At 35.9% G+C, this 17,432-nt stretch carries 19 protein-coding genes and 1 riboswitch; of the genes, 3 read left to right on the forward strand and 16 right to left on the reverse strand.

Annotated elements, in window-relative coordinates:
* Window positions 1-23: 23 nt before the first annotated feature.
* The 4 genes from NCCP28_RS15700 to tenA are packed head-to-tail and all read right to left on the reverse strand — an operon-like array spanning window position 24 to window position 3,594.
* Window positions 24-770 (reverse strand): energy-coupling factor transporter transmembrane component T family protein, encoded by a 747-nt coding sequence (locus tag NCCP28_RS15700; RefSeq protein ID WP_248562367.1) that lies wholly within the window; start codon window positions 768-770, stop codon window positions 24-26.
* Window positions 733-2,337 carry an ABC transporter ATP-binding protein gene (locus NCCP28_RS15705; protein WP_248562368.1) on the reverse strand — a complete coding sequence of 535 codons (1,605 nt, stop codon included), beginning with the start codon at window positions 2,335-2,337 and terminating at the stop codon, window positions 733-735. The genes NCCP28_RS15700 and NCCP28_RS15705 overlap by 38 nt, the downstream gene beginning before the upstream one ends.
* The gene (locus NCCP28_RS15710) at window positions 2,315-2,911 is read right to left on the reverse strand and encodes an ECF transporter S component (protein WP_248562369.1); all 597 of its coding nucleotides are present in this window, start codon (window positions 2,909-2,911) and stop codon (window positions 2,315-2,317) included. Before NCCP28_RS15710 ends, NCCP28_RS15705 begins: the two co-directional genes overlap by 23 nt.
* Window positions 2,908-3,594, reverse strand: a complete 687-nt coding sequence (gene tenA / locus NCCP28_RS15715) for a thiaminase II (protein WP_248562370.1) — start codon at window positions 3,592-3,594, stop codon at window positions 2,908-2,910. The genes NCCP28_RS15710 and tenA overlap by 4 nt, the downstream gene beginning before the upstream one ends.
* A gap of 168 nt (window positions 3,595-3,762) precedes the next feature.
* Window positions 3,763-3,864, reverse strand: a riboswitch (TPP riboswitch).
* 345 nt (window positions 3,865-4,209) lie between these two features.
* Between tenA and NCCP28_RS15720 the strand changes: the two genes are divergently transcribed.
* Window positions 4,210-5,826, forward strand: a complete 1,617-nt coding sequence (locus tag NCCP28_RS15720) for a lactate permease LctP family transporter (protein ID WP_248562371.1) — start codon at window positions 4,210-4,212, stop codon at window positions 5,824-5,826.
* Window positions 5,827-5,862: 36 nt separating this feature from the next.
* Window positions 5,863-6,810 (forward strand): L-lactate dehydrogenase, encoded by a 948-nt coding sequence (locus tag NCCP28_RS15725; RefSeq protein ID WP_248562372.1) that lies wholly within the window; start codon window positions 5,863-5,865, stop codon window positions 6,808-6,810.
* Window positions 6,811-7,010: 200 nt separating this feature from the next.
* Here NCCP28_RS15725 and NCCP28_RS15730 read toward each other — a convergent pair whose 3' ends face one another.
* From NCCP28_RS15730 to NCCP28_RS15740, 3 genes are all read right to left on the reverse strand, one after another.
* Window positions 7,011-7,334, reverse strand: a complete 324-nt coding sequence (locus tag NCCP28_RS15730; RefSeq protein WP_248562373.1) for an MGMT family protein — start codon at window positions 7,332-7,334, stop codon at window positions 7,011-7,013.
* Window positions 7,335-7,437: 103 nt separating this feature from the next.
* Window positions 7,438-7,749 (reverse strand): spore coat protein, encoded by a 312-nt coding sequence (locus tag NCCP28_RS15735; RefSeq protein WP_248562374.1) that lies wholly within the window; start codon window positions 7,747-7,749, stop codon window positions 7,438-7,440.
* Window positions 7,750-7,767: 18 nt separating this feature from the next.
* Window positions 7,768-7,983, reverse strand: coding sequence for a hypothetical protein (locus NCCP28_RS15740; RefSeq protein ID WP_248562375.1), 216 nt, complete (start codon window positions 7,981-7,983; stop codon window positions 7,768-7,770).
* 150 nt (window positions 7,984-8,133) lie between these two features.
* Between NCCP28_RS15740 and NCCP28_RS15745 the strand changes: the two genes are divergently transcribed.
* Complete coding sequence (locus NCCP28_RS15745) at window positions 8,134-9,348, forward strand: NAD(P)/FAD-dependent oxidoreductase (protein WP_248562376.1); 1,215 nt, start codon at window positions 8,134-8,136, stop codon at window positions 9,346-9,348.
* 100 nt (window positions 9,349-9,448) lie between these two features.
* Here the strand turns inward: NCCP28_RS15745 and rfbD are convergent, their stop codons facing one another.
* The 9 genes from rfbD to NCCP28_RS15790 form a co-directional block, all read right to left on the reverse strand.
* Window positions 9,449-10,291 (reverse strand): dTDP-4-dehydrorhamnose reductase, encoded by an 843-nt coding sequence (gene rfbD, locus NCCP28_RS15750; RefSeq protein ID WP_248562377.1) that lies wholly within the window; start codon window positions 10,289-10,291, stop codon window positions 9,449-9,451.
* A 2-nt stretch (window positions 10,292-10,293) separates the two neighbouring features.
* The gene (gene rfbB, locus NCCP28_RS15755) at window positions 10,294-11,280 is read right to left on the reverse strand and encodes a dTDP-glucose 4,6-dehydratase (RefSeq protein WP_248562378.1); all 987 of its coding nucleotides are present in this window, start codon (window positions 11,278-11,280) and stop codon (window positions 10,294-10,296) included.
* A gap of 3 nt (window positions 11,281-11,283) precedes the next feature.
* Window positions 11,284-11,844: a dTDP-4-dehydrorhamnose 3,5-epimerase gene (gene rfbC / locus NCCP28_RS15760; RefSeq protein ID WP_101176537.1), complete on the reverse strand. Its 561-nt coding sequence runs from the start codon at window positions 11,842-11,844 to the stop codon at window positions 11,284-11,286.
* Between the two features lie 2 nt (window positions 11,845-11,846).
* Window positions 11,847-12,734 carry a glucose-1-phosphate thymidylyltransferase RfbA gene (gene rfbA, locus NCCP28_RS15765; protein WP_248562379.1) on the reverse strand — a complete coding sequence of 296 codons (888 nt, stop codon included), beginning with the start codon at window positions 12,732-12,734 and terminating at the stop codon, window positions 11,847-11,849.
* A gap of 37 nt (window positions 12,735-12,771) precedes the next feature.
* Window positions 12,772-12,969, reverse strand: a complete 198-nt coding sequence (locus NCCP28_RS15770; protein WP_248562380.1) for a hypothetical protein — start codon at window positions 12,967-12,969, stop codon at window positions 12,772-12,774.
* Between the two features lie 15 nt (window positions 12,970-12,984).
* The gene (locus NCCP28_RS15775; protein WP_248562381.1) at window positions 12,985-14,505 is read right to left on the reverse strand and encodes a glycosyltransferase; all 1,521 of its coding nucleotides are present in this window, start codon (window positions 14,503-14,505) and stop codon (window positions 12,985-12,987) included.
* A gap of 501 nt (window positions 14,506-15,006) precedes the next feature.
* On the reverse strand, window positions 15,007-15,714 hold the full coding sequence (locus NCCP28_RS15780) for an ABC transporter ATP-binding protein (protein ID WP_248562382.1): 708 nt from the start codon (window positions 15,712-15,714) through the stop codon (window positions 15,007-15,009).
* Entirely contained in the window at window positions 15,714-16,493 is a 780-nt protein-coding gene (locus NCCP28_RS15785) for an ABC transporter ATP-binding protein (RefSeq protein ID WP_248562383.1), read from the reverse strand. Before NCCP28_RS15785 ends, NCCP28_RS15780 begins: the two co-directional genes overlap by 1 nt.
* Complete coding sequence (locus tag NCCP28_RS15790; protein WP_248562384.1) at window positions 16,483-17,421, reverse strand: branched-chain amino acid ABC transporter permease; 939 nt, start codon at window positions 17,419-17,421, stop codon at window positions 16,483-16,485. Before NCCP28_RS15790 ends, NCCP28_RS15785 begins: the two co-directional genes overlap by 11 nt.
* Between the last annotated feature and the right edge of the window lie 11 nt (window positions 17,422-17,432).

Here is a 17,432-nt window from a genome sequence, read left to right on the forward strand (position 1 = left end):
GCAGCCTTTTTCCTCTTCTTAAGTTAATAATTGCCCACAACAAAAATAATGGCACCGGCTAGCAGTAAAGTGAAAATGCAATATCCATAATCACACCTTGAAACAGTGGGCTTTACATAATAAGTTCTCTCCCTTGTTCCTGTAAATCCTCTTGCCGCCATTGCAGTGGCCATCCTCTCTGATCTTCGAATGGCGGTAGTCAATAAGGGAACCGCATATCTGCTGAAAGCTTTCCAGCTGCCATAATTTTTATATCCTCTTATTCTATGTGCTGCTTTTATCTGCAGCAGCTCTTCCTGAAATAAAGGAATACAGCGAAATCCGGCCAAAAAGCCATATGCCCATTTTGGGGATAAATGAAATTGATGAATAAGACTCATTATTAATTTATTTAAATCTGTTGTCGAGGTAAACAATAAACCAATTGTAACAAATCCAAGCATTCTTAAAGATAGGTTTAATCCATTTTTTATACTCTCTTCTGTCACTCGGAACCAGGCCCAATGGAATAAGACATTTTCACCTTTTCCAAAGGCAGCCATCATCCAAAAAACAAGAACGAAAAAGAATGTATATGGCAGCAGCGCTTTTACCAAATAAGGCAGACGCCATCCCCCAATAGCAATTCCAATAATAAGAACAAATATCCATAAATAAAAAGTAGTGAACGGATCATCTAATGCCATAAGCATAATCATTAAAAGAACATGTGTGACAAGTTTGACTGCAGGATTAATGGCTGATAGATAAGAGTGATTGCTCGTTAGCATATCTATCCTCCTTTTCTTCTATCAGCTGATAATGCAGAGGCGGTATTACACCATCCCTTTTATTGCGAAAGAAAAAATAAGGATGACCATTATAAGCTATTTCCTTATCCTCAAATAGAATAACTCGTTCAGCATATTGATCTACAATATCCATATCATGGGTTACCATCACAATAGTCGTGCCTTCTTGCTGTCTCCTTTTTAACAGACGAAGCAATTGCTTTGCTGATTTTTCATCTTGGCCAAAGGTAGGCTCATCCAATAATAGTATATCCTGATCTAACAAAAGCATCGTAGCCACGCTTAAACGTCTTTTCTGTCCGAAACTTAGCATAAATGGATGAAGGTTCATATATTCTGCTAATCCAAATTCTTTTAGAAGCATAGTTGTTTTGGCAGCAGTATCTTCTTCCTTCCAATCATGCTGCCTTGCCGAAAATGCCACTTCTTCAAATACAGTATCATTAATAAACTGAAGCTCTGGATTTTGAAATACAAAACCTATCATGCTATAAAGATCTTTATCTTTCCATTTCCTTACACTTTTTCCCTTTATCAGAATATCCCCGCTTTTAAGCTTTATTAAATTTGCCAATGCTTTTAGGAATGTGCTTTTTCCGCTGCCATTTTTCCCAACAATCGCAACCCATTCTCCTCTGCGGATACTACCGTTGATGCTGTTTAAAACAGAAGTATTCTTATAGGCCAAAGCTGCATTTTCTTTAACTATAATAGACTCTATTTCAGCCCTTTTACACCCGGCCCGCAATTTCCTGCTTTCATAGCGATGCATCAGCTCCTTATTTAATGGATGCAAAGGATTGTGCACAACCTCTTCCCATTTGAAAGGATATACCTTTGGTCTCCAAATTCCCGCTTCTTCCATTTCCTTCTGATAAGATAAAAGAATTTCTTTTGGAATGCCCTCTGCAATAACATGACTATTCTTATCTAAAAGAATCAAACGATCCATCCATTCTATACATCCATCTAAAACATGCTCCACAAAAACCATGGTTTGTTTTGTGCGCTTTGAAGTTTCATTCAGTAATTCAAATATTTCCTTTCGGCTTGCTGGATCTATTTGCGCTGTCGGTTCATCAAAAAATAAAACTTCTGGCTCAAGGGCCAATAAACAAGCTAAAGCAAGCCTTTGCTTCATGCCACCTGATAATTCTTGAATTGGAGTAGCTGGGTCAATAGACAAACCAACTATTTTTAGAAACTTGGAAATTTCCTCATCCATTTTTTCTGTTGGGATTTTTCTATTTTCCAAACTAAACGCAATTTCGTCATTCACATGCTTCATGCAAAATTGAGCATCAGGATCTTGGAACATGACCCCTACCTGTTTTTTCCTTGTTACTTCCCCACTTACTTCCGCTTCAATATGCTCTGGGATAATTCCTGCTAAAACAGATAATAATGTAGATTTGCCACATCCGCTCGGCCCAAGAATTAATACCTTTTCTCCCTCTGAAATAGATAAACTAATATTATCTAAAACTTTCTTTTTTTGATTAAAAAAACAAACAGATAAACTTTTACAGCCTAACAACGAAGTCATTTTGACCATCCTTTGCTCTGGCGCTTGTTCGAATAGCATACTGATCTAAAGCCCCTGTTTTTGCAATGGCATCTACGATTAACTTCCCTAATAGACCACCAAGCAACATTCCGCTAATGATATTAATCACCAATGTAGCTACAAGTGCTGTCGCTGTATAATAAGCAAATCCATTTGCAACGATGCCGTAAATAATATTAAAAATTCCGGCTACAGCTCCAGAAAACATTAAAACAGAAAGATTATATTTTTTATAGCGAAACAGGGCAAAAGCAATTTCAGCTCCAATTCCTTGAAATACTCCCACCAATAATGCTGATAATCCAAAATGACTTCCTGTTAGAAGCTCCACTGCTGCCGCTGCAACTTCTGCAATAAAAGCAGCACCTGGTTTTTGAATAATATAAGCAACAATAGGACTGGCAATAACCCATATTCCAAACATAAATCCGGCTCCAATAGGACCTACTAATGCAGAAATAGGAATCCATAAAGTAGACCATCCTAGATAAAGGACCCCGCAAGCAACAGATAGGATAACCAGCAACACTACCTCTTTTATTTTCCAGTTCATGCTCTTATATTCTCCTTTGCTACAGGCCACTCTTCTACCGTATACGCCATCTCCCAAAATTTATATTCTAGCTGGCAGCTTAGAAGAAAGTACTCTTTTAGTTTTTTCTTTTGCTTCTGGCTTAAGGTTTCGGCAATTTCATCCAATCTTGCACAAAACTTGTCGGTAACAGTATCCATACGCGCTCCATAAAATTGAATCCAGTCGTAAAAAGGATGGGCAATATCTGGGTCTACTTCTTCAATCAATTTTCTTCCAATCTCTAAGTAGGTCCATGGACAAGGCAATAATACAGCTAAAATATCTGGAATGTCTCCTGAATAGGCCACTGTAAGCATATGGCGAATATAATGATGCGAAGAAGGCGATAGAGAGTATCCCTGCAAGTCTTCATAAACAACCCCCGCTACTTGGCAGAAATTATTATGTGGATGAACTTCACTATTTAAAATAAAGGAAATTTGCTCATTAAACATTTGCATATCCTCTCTATTGTCACACTTAGAAATTGCGATCCCATAAATTTGAATAAAGGAATTCAAGTATTCAAAATCCTGTTTGACATAATGAATAAGCTGTTCTTTTTTTAAATCCCCTTTTGCAATTCCTTGAACAAATGGATGTTCAAAAATGGCTTGAAAAATACTGTCTGCTTCTTGACGCAATTCTTGTGAAAATTTCAATGTTTTTCCTCCTTTTAGTTAGGGAAAAGGAATTGGGAGCGGCAATCATCTAATCTTCATGGAAAATAACTGATGATTCTTCTTGCACATAAAAAAACCACTCCAAAAATGGAGTGGCTAAAATTATAGTTAAAAGAATAATAATATACATTAAAATACTTTCAGCTAATGATGCCGACTCCACTTTCCTACGCTAGTATGAACTAGATCAGGTTCAAAGGGTCCAAGAATATCTTGTCTCAGCCTTAATTGGCTCCCCTAGTGGATTCCCTATTAATTTACTTATACTTTACAAAAAGGAGAATATATTTGTCAACTAAATATTCGAATTAGTTCGAAAAATATAGATGAACAGCATGTAATTCCACATTCTGTGCTTAAGCGGACATTCTAGTGTATATTTTCTTATACATTATGCAAAAGCTAAGCTTATATGCAATCTTTATGGTTTAATCTAAAAGGAGTGTTACAAAAATGTGAACAACATTACCCCTAGAAAACGCTTTAATTGTTCGTTTCACAAAACGGACACAACATTTGTGATGTTATTCACAATATTAGTATTATAATAACGGCATAGAAAGCAATAATGATCTTTCAAAGGAGATGGACAATATGTCAGTTTGGAATCAAATATATGATCCTTTAAATAATTTATGGATCTCAGCACTTGTTGCAGCAATACCTATTATATTTTTTATTTTGATGTTAACAGTCTTAAAATTAAAAGGTTATATAGCTGGACTTTACAGCATTATCGTAGCAGCACTCGTTGCTATACTCGTTTATAAAATGCCAGTCATATTAGTGGTAATGGCCGCAGTCTACGGTGCATTAGCTGGTATTTGGCCAGTCGCATCGATTGTATTTGCCGCTATATTCTTATATAAAATAACCGTTAAAACGGGAAAATTCGCTGTAATTGAAAATAGCATCTCTTTTATTACCTCTGATCAGCGTCTGCAAGTTCTGATTGTAGCCTTTTCATTTGGAGCCTTTTTAGAAGGAGCTGCAGGGTTTGGAGCACCAGTTGCTATAACAGCAGCCATTTTAGTAGGTCTTGGCTTTAGTCCTATTTATGCTGCTAGTTTATGCCTAATTGCAAATATTGCAGGTGGAGCATATGGCGCGATGGGTATTCCTGTAACTGTACCATCCCTTCTTACAGGTTTAGATGGACTTATTGTCGGTAGATATACAGCACTTATCATTCCATTTATAAGTATTTTCGTTGCATTCTTACTAGTATTTATTATTGATGGTTTTAAAGGCATCAAACAAACATTCCCAGCTATTTTAGTCAGTGGACTATCATTTGCTATTACACAAGCGCTTGTTTTGTATTTCATTGGTGCAGAATTGGCAAATATTTTTGCAGCAATCATTAGTTTAGTTGCTCTTGCTCTATTCTTGCAAAAATGGCAGCCAAAAGAAATTTACCGCGTTAACCACGAAAAAGCAGAACAAAGCACATCAACCTATTCTTTGGGTCAGATTGCCTTTGCTTGGATGCCATTTATCTTTTTAACAATTTGCGTAACAATTTTTAACTTATCATTCTTTAAAAATCTCTTTATTCCAGGTGGACCATTGGAAAAACTAGTGTTATTACTTCCAATTCCATTTTTAAATAATAACGTGATGAAGCTTTCACCAATTGTCCCGGAAGCAACGCCATATGCTGCTGTATTTAAATTAGATTTATTCTCATCTACTACTACAGCAATTATTATTACTATTATTGTGGCAAGTATCATTTTCAAAACTAGCGGCAGACTATTAGCTGAAACAGCAAAAGAGACATTCCATGAATTATTGACACCCGTGTTAACTATTTGCAGCGTACTTGCTTTTGCCTATATTTGTACTTATTCTGGCATGTCTTCAACACTTGGTTTAGCGTTTGCTTCTACTGGCGGCATTTTCCCGCTATTTTCACCAATCTTAGGATGGTTAGGTGTTTTCTTAACAGGTTCTGTTGTAAACAGCGGATCACTATTTGCTCCACTGCAATCTGTTACAGCTACTCAAATTGGCATAGCACCTGAAACAATGGTTGCAGTCAATGTAATGGGAGGCACTATGGCAAAAATGATTTCTCCACAATCTATCGCCGTAGCAGCAGCTGCCGTTGGTTTAGCAGGAAAAGAAAGTCAATTATTTGGTATTACAATTAAATATAGTTTGGCATTACTTGTAGTTATTGGCTTAATAAGCATATTAATATTCTAAAACATAATTTCATTATAATAAAAGGAGCGAAATGAAATGAAAAAACAAAATATTAACCGTGTTGTATTAATTGGTACCGGAGCAGTCGGTTGCAGCTATGCCTATTCTTTCATTAACCAAGGTATTGCAGAGGAACTAGTGCTAATTGATGTAAACGAAAAAAGAGCCGAAGGGGAAGCGATGGATTTAAATCATGGAATACCCTTTGCACCTGCACCTGTAAAAGTTTGGAGCGGAAAATATGAAGATTGTGGTCCTGCTGACTTGGTTGTAATCACTGCAGGCCTCCCACAAAAACCAGGTGAAACCCGTCTAGATTTAGTTGCAAAAAATACAGCCATTTTCAAGGAAATTGTAAAAAATGTAATGGCTAGCGGATTCAATGGCATTTTCTTAATCGCCACAAACCCAGTGGATATCTTAACATATGTAACTTGGAAAGAATCTGGCCTGCCGAAAGAAAAAGTAATCGGCTCTGGAACAACTTTAGACAGTGCAAGATTCCGTTATATGCTAGGAGAGTACTTCGATGTAGATAGCCGCAATGTCCATGCTGCAATTATTGGTGAACACGGCGACACAGAACTTCCTGTATGGAGCAAAGCAGCTATTGGCTCTGAAAACATTGCATCTTTATTAGAGAAAAATGAAAAGTATAATCAACAAGATTTGGATAAACTTTTTGAAAATGTTCGTGACGCGGCCTACCATATTATTGAACGAAAAGGTGCCACTTATTATGGTATTGGAATGTCACTAGTTCGTATTACAAAGGCAATCTTAAACAATGAAAACTCTATTTTGACAGTATCTGCATATCTTGATGGTCAATACGGACAAAACGATGTATATATCGGCGTTCCAGCTATTATTAACCGTGACGGCATTCGAGAAATAATGGATATAGACTTAACAAAAGAAGAACAAGAAAAATTCAACCACTCTGTTAAAGTATTAAAAGAAACAATGGCACCAGTACTGTAATAATAAAATTCAACTGATGATCCATGGGGAGGGGGTTCTCCATGGATCGTCAGTTGAGCCAATCAGGCTTTTTTTACAGGCAGTAGTTATCCCTCATCTAAGATTCTTACAATCTTGAGGTGGGGCTTTACTGCCCGTTAATGCTTGATTAAAAAATTGCTAAAAGGACCTGTAAGTTCTATTCCAACTTACAGGTCCTTTTATTCCTCCCAAAACTCGATTGGATCATATATATAGCTTTTTAGTAATACTTGTTCATCCTTTTCAAAAACGATTCCTTCTTTTTGAAGCAAATGCTTTTGAAGCAGCCTGCCCTCCTCTGTCGGAATTGTCAGTTTTCCGCTGGCATTAACGACTCGATGCCATGGAAGTTGATATTTTTCACTCATAGAATGAAGGATACGGACAACTTGCCTTGCTGCCCGGTTGCTCCCTGCTGCTTTTGCTATTTGTCCATATGTCATAACTTTGCCTCGAGGAATCGATTGAATTATTTTAATCACATTTAAAGTAAATGGCTGCATATATTTATTCCCTTTCCATTTATTGTTTCTCTGCAAAATAATCTTCTTTCATTTTACATAAAAATAGCGAATTCCATAAAGGGAATTCGCTATTTTCTGCTAATTAAATTCCTATATTTTGTTGCAGCATCTGATTTGTTTGTGTCTGAGTTTGTGTATACGCATTTATTTGCTTATTAATTTCTGCGCTTAATACTGGTGAAGATGTATTATACCAGCCTTGCTGTGACATTAACTGGTAGGTTTGATCCTGCATTTTTAACGTACTTTGCAAAAGCTGTTCGAATACTCGACGGACTTCTGGACAGTTTGATTCTGTAACAGCTGTTGTATACTCACGTGCGGAACGTTTTAGATCAGCTAAAAAGGAATAAACAATATCTTGTTCTCCAATGGTAGGTATTTGCATATTCATCTCTTATCCCCTCTCCCTTTAACTCATGTTTGGTGCAATAGAAGCATGCTGCTGTACTGTATTTAATAGCGTTTGATAATGCTTTTGATGCTCTTTCACAATTCCTGTAAATAATTGCTGTACAGCAGGATTTTGCACATGTGTAAGTGAAATAATTGCCTGTTTTATTAATAAATCTTCATTTGACATACAATCAGCTAAGTATTCAAGTTCTTTTCCTGTTAAAGGCTTCATATTTATCTCCCCCTTCTTTCTCCATTAGTCTCCCTCCACTTCCAACCAGAATGCATGTAAAAATTTTGGAAAGTTCTTAGAATGCAGTAGTAGGAATTTGTCACTTTGGAAATACTTAGCTAGAAGATTTTTAAATACGGAGGACTTATTATGCAGCTACAAACAGGAAACTTCTACTGGCCGACAACTTTTTCAGAACATCCCTCTTATCCCCCATTAAATGAGGATATCACTTGTGATGTTGTAATAATTGGCGGGGGCAGTTCTGGTGCTCAGTGCGCCCACTATTTAAGTGAAACAGGACTTGATGTAGTAATAGTAGATAAACGAAAAGTCGGAGAAGGCAGCACGCTTACGAACACCGCCCTTATTCAATACTTAGGAGACAAAATGCTATTTGAATTAGTCAATAGCTTCGGGGAGAAAACAGCCATTGCACATACTAAGTTATGCGAAGCTGCTATTAATGATATTGAAAATGCCGCCCATTCCCTAGATATACCATCTGACTTTATTCGGAGAGATTCTTTATACTTCGCCAGTTATAAAGAAGATATAGAAAAACTAGAAAAAGAATATTTTTATTTGAATAAGCATGGTTTTCAGGCCACTCTTTTAGAAGAACGGGAAATTAAAGAGAAATATGGGTTCAGCAAATATAAGGCACTGTATACCTTTAATGACGGCGAAATCAATCCTTTTAGATTCAACCATGCCTTGATTGCTGATGCTGTAAAAAAGGGTGTGCGTATGTATGAGCATACTAGAATAAATGGAAAAAAACTCACTAAAGATGCTGCTATTTGTTCCACAGAAAATGGCTATTCCATTACAGCCAAAAAGGTAATTTTTGCGGCAGGTTATGAAAACCTAGAATTTAAAAAAGAAAAAAATGGCCTATTATTAAGTTCCTATGCTGTTGTTACCAATCAGCTGACAGATTTTTCCCATTGGCACAAGCGTACGTTAATTTGGGAAACAGCGCGTCCTTATATATATATGCGCACAACAAAAGATAATCGTATTATCATTGGAGGACTTGATGATGATACGACAAATCCTGAAGATCGAGACTCTAAAATTATTTATCGGAAAAATAAATTAATAAAGGAATGCCAAAGACTTTTTCCTGAATTAGATATTTATCCAGAATATTATCTCGGCGCATTCTACGGAGGAACACATGACGGTCTTCCTATTATTGGCGAGTATGAAGAATATCCAAACTGTTATTTCTTAATGGCATATGGCGATAATGGCCTAGTCTACAGCATGGCTTTAGCGAAAATTTTAAAGGAAGTTATTGTAGCAGGCTCTCACCCCGCCATGTCCATTTACAGCAATAGCCGGAGAAAAACCTCTTAATAGTATAAAAAAGAAACAGAGAACCGATTAACATTCTATCGGCTCTCTTCTTTTTATTTAATCCTATATATTTAGTTCATTTCCTCAATCTATCAGCTTTTTAGTTAATATTGTTTTTAAATCGTTCAAGAGCATTTTTCCATGTTGGAACAAAAAAGCCAGCTGCTTTTACTTTTTCCAAAGACATAACAGAATATTGAGGTCTTTTTGCCTTTTGCGGGAAAGCAGATGAATCTACTGGTGTGACTTCTACCGCTTCTGTTTTTAATATCTCTTTTGCAAAATCAAACCATGTAGCTGTTTCATCATTAGAAAAATGGTACAATCCACCTTCTATATCTTTTTCCACTATATAAAGCAGAAATGCAGCAAGATCTTTTGCATAAGTTGGACGTCCATACTGATCATTTACAACTTTTAAGATATCCATTTTTTTGGCTAAATTTAGCATGGTATAAACAAAGTTATGACCATGCTCTCCAAACACCCATGATGTTCTTATAATATGGGCATTAGGCAAATACTGCTGAATTTCTTGTTCACCAGCCAACTTTGCTTTTCCATATTCATTTAATGGATTGGTTGGATCTATTGTTTCATACCACTCTTTTTTGGTTCCATCAAACACATAATCTGTACTGATATATATAAGCTTTGCTTGAACGGAAGCTGCCGCCTTGCTAATGATAGCTGAACCATCTTTGTTAATTTTCCAGTTCAACTCTTTGCCATCATCTTCTGCTGCTTCTACATTTGTATATGCTGCACAATGCAGAATCCAATCTGGCTGAATCTCCTTTACCTTTGAGTGTACCGCCTGCTCATCTGTAATATCTAATTCATCCTTAGTAAATGAATGTACTTGATATGTTTTATTTTTTTCAGATAATTCAACAACATCCTGACCTAATTGACCGTTAGCACCTGTAATGAATATTTTCATTATTATTTACCTAACTTTGCTCTTTCTTTTAATGGGCGCCACCATGCTTCATTATTTAGATACCATTCGATTGTTTCGACAATCCCTGTGTCAAAAGTATACTTTGGTTTCCATCCAAGTTCATTCTCAAGCTTTGTTGGATCAATTGCATAACGACGATCATGGCCTAATCGATCTTGCACATACTTGATTCGTTCTTTTGGCAAGTTAAGTTTCTCAACAATAATTTCGACAATTTCATTATTTGTTCGTTCATTGTGTCCGCCTACGTTATACACTTCTCCAGATTTTCCTTTATGCAGAACTAAATCAATAGCTGCACAGTGATCCGTTACATGAAGCCAATCGCGAATATTTTTTCCATCTCCATAAATCGGCAAGTCTTCTCCATCCATTCCATTTGTAATCATTAATGGAATAAGCTTTTCCGGGAAATGATATGGTCCATAGTTGTTGGAACAACGTGTAATATTAACGTTCATTCCATATGTTTCGTGATAAGCGCGCACTAGCATATCACTAGATGCCTTGCTTGCAGAGTATGGGCTATTTGGAGCGATTTGGCTTTCCTCTGTAAAATAGCCGTTTTCTCCTAAGCTTCCGTAGACTTCATCTGTAGATACATGTACGAACTTATCAATCTTATATTCTTTTGCAACGTCTAAAAGAGCTAACGTTCCTTGTACATTTGTTTCAATAAAAATGCCTGGATCTAAAATGCTTCTATCTACATGAGATTCTGCAGCAAAGTTGACGATCGCATTGATATCATGCTCTTTAATGAGATGGGCAACTAATTCTCTATTTGTGATGTTACCTTGCACAAAAACATGATTAGGATTATTTTTTAGATCATCTAAATTATGAATGTTACCTGCGTATGTTAAAAGATCTAAATTTACTACCTTATAGTCTGCGTATGTATTTAATATATGGCGCACAAAATTGCTTCCAATAAAACCTGCGCCCCCAGTTACAATAATATTCATTGTTTATTTTTCCTCCCATTCAAAATTATTGTCTGCATTTTTAAGCTGAGGATGTTTTCCATCTTTTTCAGATAAAATTGGATTAGAAACAGGCCAAGTGATTGCTAAATCCTCATCATCCCAAGCAATTCCTCGATCATGTTCTGGCGAATAAAGTTCATCTACTTTATACAAAACATTTACATTTTCCGTAATTGTACAAAAACCATGCGCAAAACCTTTTGGAACCAATAATTGTCGCTTATTATGCTCACTTAAAATATAGCCTTCCCATTGACCATAGGTTGGAGAACCTTGGCGCATATCTACAACTACATCATAAATAGCTCCTGTTGCCACACGAATTAATTTTGTTTGTGCTTTCGGCGCTAACTGATAATGCATGCCGCGAAGCACACCCGCTTCTTTTGATAGAGAATGGTTATCCTGAATAAAGTTCTCTAAAATGCCGTTTTCTTTAAAAACTTTTTCATTGTAGCTTTCCATAAAAAATCCTCGATGATCACCAAATGCTTTTGGTTCAATTAACTTAACGCCTTTTAATTTACTTTCTATTACATTCATTCTTATTCTCCTTTCTCTTCCTTATCTTGTGCAATTAAACGAAGCAAATATTGCCCATATTCATTTTTCTTTAATGGTTCTGCCAGCTTTTTCACTTGATCTGCACTAATATATCCCATACGATATGCAACTTCTTCTAAACATGCAATCTTTAGTCTTTGTCTTTTTTCTACTGTTTCAATAAAGGTAGATGCTTCTAATAATGTTTCATGTGTTCCTGTATCCAACCATGCATATCCACGACCCATTATTTCTACTTCTAAATCCCCACTTGCTAAATACAAGCTATTTAAATCGGAAATTTCCAACTCACCACGCGGAGATGGCTTTATGCTTTTCGCAAACTCAACTACACGATTATCATAAAAATACAATCCAGTTACAGCATAGTTGCTTTTTGGTTTTTCCGGTTTTTCCTCAATAGATATAGCCTTCATATTCTCATCAAATTCAACCACACCAAAGCGCTCAGGATCATGAACATGATAACCAAAAACAGTTGCCCCTTTTGCTTTCGAAGCAGCACGCTGCAGCATTTCTGATAAGCCTTGCCCATAATAAATATTGTCGCCTAAAATAAGTGCAACAGAGTCATTTCCAATAAATTTTTCACCAATAATAAACGCTTGTGCAAGCCCTTCTGGTTTTACTTGAACCGCATAGGAAAGCTTAATTCCAAGATCGCTTCCATCCCCTAATAGCTGCTCAAAACGATGGGTATCTTCAGGAGTAGAAATAATCAATATTTCCTTAATGCCACTAAGCATTAGAATAGATAAAGGATAATAAATCATTGGTTTATCATAAATTGGCAGCATTTGTTTAGAAATAGCTCTTGTCAAAGGATAAAGACGGGTGCCGCTTCCGCCTGCAAGTATGATGCCTTTCATTGGTCAGCCTCCATTTTCTATTAGAAAATTAATATAACTACTTAACATCCTTTTTCTGAATGAATTCTGTATTCATTATCCCGTCGTAATCTACTGGTCTTAATTCATACCAGCCTTCTACACTTGGATATACAGTTAATTCATGTTCCCCTTCTCCATAATGATTCACTTGTATAGCATTAGTAGAAGGTCTAGCATATGTGGTTACATTTTCTTTCGTTTTTACTTTTTTCATACAAGCACATCCATTCTAATTTTCATTATCCAATTTGACCTCTAATGAGATATTATTATGTGGTTTTGTGTAATATGGGAGAATTTTATAATCTACCCCAAAGGATTGGATTGGATATCTTATTTCATGTTCTTTTAAATGAGGTGCTCTTGTTGAACCTATTCTCCTTCTTTTTGCATAGCCATTAATAGAAGCTTCCACAAATAGATCCCATGGTCCCAGTAGCTTTTCATCAAACAAGATTTTTTGATACTCCATAACAAAAGTAAACATATTGCATGAAGAAGGCAGCTGATTTACATGCACTACTTCTAAGCCTGTTTTTCTATGAACTAAAATAAGCTTGTAAGTAATGTCAAGATTAATGAGCAATTTTTGTGTAAACTGTCCTTTAATAGTGAGTGTACGTTTATCAAACTCCATATCATTTATATACACATTTGAGGTATTTAAATGATTCACAACGTATTCCTCATTATAGGAAACACCTTTTGTATAGTTTTGGAAGCGAGCATAAATAAACCCATCTTCTACTCTTGTAATATCATTTGCTGATATTTGATTCATCTGATCATGAACTGCCAATAATTTATCAATATTATTCTCTTTTGCAACAGTAACAATATATTGGAAGCGAGTATGCAATGCTGGAATTATTTCATCTTCTACATGGTTATCAATAAAACTTTTTGTCTCATTTAGCCAATCTATCTTTTGCTCCTTTGTTAATAGGCCAGATAATAGATGTCCTTTTAACCTGCTGGCATGCAAAAATCTATTTAAGAAGGCAACCTTCAATTCACGTTTATATAAGTCATTTAATTCACTTGCTTCTAAGAATTCCATTATGCGATTAAAGGAAAAGAAAAATTCTTCAGCAGGAAAGTATTTAAGACTCAAGTTTTCATTCCCGCGAGCTACCACAAAATAATAATCATAGTCAGCTAATACTGTGATTACTTTGGCATTAATATAGCATTGCATAACAAATAATTGGTCCTCGCCAACAACCGCTTTTGGATGAAATCTAAAACCATTTTCTCGTATAAAAGCTAAATTGAACATTTTATGCGGAGCTAATGAGAAAACCAAATTATCTTCTATAATATCTGCATTTAATCTATTTCCCTTTTTAAACATAGATTGCGGAACATTTCTTCCATTTACACCAACATATTTGCCATAAATGACCTCTGAAGAATTCTCCTGTGCAGCATTATAAAGACGTTCTAACGCTTCCTCACCAAGGAAATCATCATTATCCAAAAACATAATATATTCTCCTCTTGCCGCTTCAATTGCGTCATTACGAGGTATCATTGGCCCTCCAGAGTTCTCCTCCCGATCGATTAAAATTAAATTGTCCATTTTTTGGCTGTATTCTTCAATCACCTCTTTGCTTCTATCCGTTGATCGATCATTGACACAAATAACTTCAAATTCAGAAGAATCCATCGTTTGATTCAACAAAGAATCGAGTGTTACATTCAAATGTCTTGCAGCATTATAAATAGGAATTGCTATTGTGATTTTCAATCTTTTTATACCTCCGTATATAAAGGAATTTATATAAAATATTACATTTTCTACTTTAATTTTCCATATATCATCATACCATAATTACTTAAATTTTAGCCTGTTCAACCATAAAAGTATTTTCTATATGCCTTTATAATCCCCTGAAAATTAAGAGAAACAACATAATTTTCTAATAACTTATAAAGTTTATTCCTATTTCCTTTTACAAACAAGTATTTTTTGATGAATTTCATTTGAAGTTTTTTACCGATATCTTTTTTATAGTAGCTTACATAAATTGTTTATATATTAGTGTTATCTATTCAAAATTAATAATGCTGTTTTATTAACTGCTCAAACGCCTTTTTATTGCCCTTTATTGCCTTTTTCACAAGAGTCTCTTGCTTATTTTTCACTGTTTACCTCCTCCTTCCTTTATTAGTGCCAAGGACTGTCAAAAAAGTTTCAGCTTAAATAAAAATATAAAAAGGCTGCCACAATCGTGACAACCTTTTTTGTTTAATGTCCACCCAGATATGCAAGTTTCAGTTCTTCGCTCGCTTGAAGCTCTTTTGCTGTTCCTGACAGCACTACTCGACCTGTTTCAATGACATATGCTCTATCTGCAATTGATAGAGCCATATTGGCATTTTGTTCCACAAGCAAAATGGTGGTTCCATTTTTATTGATCTCTTGTATTACTTGAAAAATTGTCTTTACAAATAACGGAGCAAGTCCCATGGATGGTTCGTCTAATAATAGAAGTTTTGGTCTAGCCATAATAGCGCGCCCCATTGCTAACATCTGCTGTTCTCCCCCTGATAGAGTGCCAGATGCCTGCTTTTTCCGCTCTGATAATCTTGGGAATATCTTATACACTCTCTCTAAATCTGTGCGAATTTCTGCAGTATCTTTTCGCAAATAAGCACCCAATTCTAGATTTTCTTCTACAGTCATATTAGCAAATACTCTTCTGCCCTCTGGAACATGAGAAATGCCTGCCTTTACAATAGTCTGTGCTGCTTTTCCCGAAATGGATTTGCCTAAATACGTAATAGAACCTTTCTTTGGCTTTAAAAGTCCAGATAAAGTTTTTAGCAGTGTACTTTTCCCTGCACCATTAGCACCGATCAATGTAACAATTTCTCCTTCATTTACTTCTAATGTTACACCCTTTAATGCTTGGATATTGCCATAATAGACATTAATATCTTCCACTTTCAGCATTATTCTGCTACCTCCTCTCCTAAATATGCTTCAATTACTTTTGGATGGTTGCGGATAACATCAGGAGTTCCTTCTGCTATCAACTGCCCATGGTCTAATACATAGATTCTTTCACAAATTCCCATAACAAGGGGCATATCATGTTCAATTAATAGAATCGTTAAATTAAATTGTCTGCGGATAAATGCTATTAATTCCATTAATTCATGCGTTTCCTGTGGATTCATCCCGGCTGCAGGTTCATCTAATAAAAGCAGCTTCGGACCAGCGGCAAGGGCTCTTGCTATTTCTAAACGGCGCTGTTGCCCATATGGCAAGTTTTTTGCTTTTTCATCTTTATATTTATCTAACTGAAATATTTTCAAAAATTCTAGGGACTTTTCTTCCATTTCCTTTTCCCCAGAAAAATGGGATGGCAGGCGCAAGATACTGCTTAAAATCGAGTGTTTCGCTAATGAATGATAGGCGACCTTTACATTATCCAAGACAGATAATTCGTTAAACAAACGAATATTTTGGAATGTTCTGCTTATTCCTCTTCTCGTTACTTGATACGGTTTTAACCCATTTAAACGCTTGCCGTCAAAAGTGATATCTCCTTCTGTCGGAGTATAAACACCTGTTAATAAGTTGAAAGTAGTTGTTTTTCCCGCACCATTTGGACCAATCAATCCGATTAACTCGCCTTGATGCAGTTCCATATTTATTTCGGAAACGGCTTTTAATCCGCCAAATGAAATACCGGCTTTGTTCACTTGTAAAAGAGGACTATTTGTCATGATTATTGCCTCCTTTCCGTCTAAATAAATCTGTTATTTCCTTTGTTCCCATTAATCCTTTTGGACGATATAACATCACGATTACTAGCACTAAGCTGTAAATAATCATTCTTGTTTCTGGATAATCCTGCAAATAAGTTGAAATTATCGTTAAAAATACAGCAGCAATAACAGAGCCCGAGATGCTTCCTAATCCTCCTAATACCACATAGATCAAAATATCAAATGATTTTAGGAATCCAAAGTTTGTTGGCTGGATAATATAGAAATTATGCGCCTGCAATGCACCTGCAACTCCTGCAAAAAAAGAACCTAGTGCAAATGCCGCTACTTTATAATAAGTGGTGTTAATTCCCATTGCATCTGCCGCGATTTCATTTTCTCTTATAGAAATCGCAGCTCGTCCATGTCGAGAATTCGTAAAATTGACAATAACAAGAATCGTAATAAATAAGCATACAAAAGCCCAAGTCCAAGTTGTTAGGCGGGACACCTGCATTCCTGCTGCGCCGCCGACATAGTCAATATTTAAAAAGATAATACGAATAATTTCAGCAAATCCTAGTGTCGCAATAGCAAGATAATCCCCGCGCAAACGCAATGTTGGAATTCCAACTAAAAGCCCTGCTAATGCTGCAACAATTCCTGCAGCTAAAATAGCGACAAAAAATGGCAGCTCTAGCTTCATTGTCACAATTGCAGATATATAAGCTCCTACTGCCAAAAAACCTGCATGTCCAATGGAAAACTGCCCTGTTATCCCAATAACTAAATGAAGACTAACAGCAAGCATAATGTTAATAGCCATCAAAATAATCATATTGCTATATAAATCATCAATAATTCCTGTATTCATTAAAAATTGAATCACGCCAAAGATAAGGGCAGAGAGAACTAAAAATACCCAAAAACTTTTAGACTTTTTCATGATCTCTTCAC

The sequence above is a fragment of the Niallia sp. NCCP-28 genome, assembly GCF_023168165.1.
Classification (GTDB): Bacteria; Bacillota; Bacilli; order Bacillales; family Cytobacillaceae; genus Niallia.